Below are 1,859 nucleotides of genomic sequence, written 5' to 3'. Positions count from 1 at the left end.
TGGAAGATTATATTATGAGTGAATTAGATTCTGTATATTATAGTGGACGATTTGAGTATGTAGAATTTGGCCATGACGTTCCTGAAGGTGATTTTGCCCGTTTTGTAGTTTTATTTATAAAAATGTTATTAAAGACATTTGAATTGGAAAATGAAAAATTTCCTTCAAGTAAACGAGGTAGAAAATCTTATTCTTTATGTAAAATGATGTCATTAGTTTATTATTCATATTCAAGAGGTTTTACTGAAGCTAGTGTCATTGCAGACATGGCAAAATATCATTCTTATTTTAAATACGTTGCTAATGGTATAACTCCTGATGAAGATACTATTAATAATTTTATTAATATTTGGGGCAGTTTTTTGTAATATGTGATTTACTACTCCGTCCAATTCGCAAAAATCAGCGGATTTACTAATTTTGAAAATATTTGTGCGGACGGTACTGTTATTCAATCTGCCAATAATAAGTTCAATGTTGTCCATAAAGAGGATGTTGAAATCCTAATTGATTATTATTCTGGCAAATTAGTTGATTATGAACAATTGGGAAGCTTAAGATTCCCTGCTCGTAAAATAATTAATAGGACAGATAAGTCAAATAAGGAAAAGTTGAAATATTTAAATGATATTATGAAGAGATTTGATGAAACGGGTGCAAATACCATACCGGTTCATGATATGGAATCCATACATATTTATAATAAGCAAGGAAATCCTGATGTAGGTTATAATTTACAAACTGCTGTTGATTCAAGTTCAAAAATGTTCATGAGCCTCATTGTATCTCAGAAAGCAACAGATCACTACCAACTTCCCGAAATAATGAACAAATCAATTAAAAATATGGGTTTTATGCCTGAATATTGTTGTGCTGATGCAGGTTACAACACTCGACGAACACTCGAATACATTGAAGAAATTGATTTAAACTGTTTAATTGATAATAATCGAAGTGCTAAATTAAGAAATGGCCATTCCAATAGCAATAAATTCCATAAAGACAATATGGATTATTGTGTGAAAGATGATTATTTCACTTGTTATAATAAAGAAAAGTTAATTTTTCAAAGAACTAATGTTCGTTGGGATAAAAAAAGGAAGGATTTTGTTATTGAACGTGAATATTATAATAAAGATGCTTGTTCGAATTGTAAATTTGCTAATGAATGTTGTAATGGTGAACATCGTGTTGTAAAGATTACTGGAGGGATTTTAGCAGTTAATATGTTGAATAAGTTCGAGGATTATTCAAATGTTTTGCAGTATGTTAAAAGATTTTCAACTGTGGAAGCTCCCAATGGAACTTTGAGGTCATTTTATCATATTAATGAGTTTTTATCTAAAGGCATCGTAAGAATACAAAATCGTGTTAATATTTGTGGTGGATCTTATAATTTGAAGAGAATTTATAATCAATTGATGAAAATGGAAGGTATTAATGAGAGTAATATTCTTGATGTTGTGAGGAAATTTTGTGAGTATGTTAATTCTGTGATGTTTATTTGGAGAAATAATACTTTTCCATTCATTGATGAAGTATTGCAGTTGCCAGTTATTTGTAAAAGTTGTTTGTCAGATGAATTGTTGGAACATTCTGTGGATGATTGTCAATCAAGGTTAATTTCCGTTGAATCATAAGGATTTTCTTTATTTAAATTATTTTTTCAGATAAATGTTAATTATTTTGTTTGTTTAATTAATTTTTATCATTCATTTTTCTCTCATTGTTCATTATTTTTATTATTATTATTTATATTTTATATTAGTATTACTTTTCTTGTCAAAAATTGAATTTTTCGGAACCCTCTTAATATTACCATGTATATTAATGATAAAATAATTAATGGTATTTTATGT

2 protein-coding genes are annotated in these 1,859 nt (G+C 28.0%); both read left to right on the top strand.

Features of this window, described 5'->3' with window-relative positions; translation table 11 throughout:
- Positions 1-368, top strand: a 368-nt coding sequence (locus tag ACKI67_RS09720) for a transposase (RefSeq protein WP_407463333.1), incomplete at its 5' end; no start/stop codon positions are given.
- 3 nt (positions 369-371) lie between these two features.
- The gene (locus ACKI67_RS09715; RefSeq protein WP_407463332.1) at positions 372-1,640 is read left to right on the top strand and encodes a transposase; all 1,269 of its coding nucleotides are present in this window, start codon (positions 372-374) and stop codon (positions 1,638-1,640) included.
- Positions 1,641-1,859 lie beyond the last annotated feature (219 nt).

The sequence above is a fragment of the Methanobrevibacter sp. genome, from assembly GCF_045577275.1.
Taxonomy (GTDB): domain Archaea; phylum Methanobacteriota; class Methanobacteria; order Methanobacteriales; family Methanobacteriaceae; genus Methanobrevibacter.
Note: the sequence above shows the minus strand (reverse complement) of the source record. Positions and strands in the feature narration are given on the sequence as shown.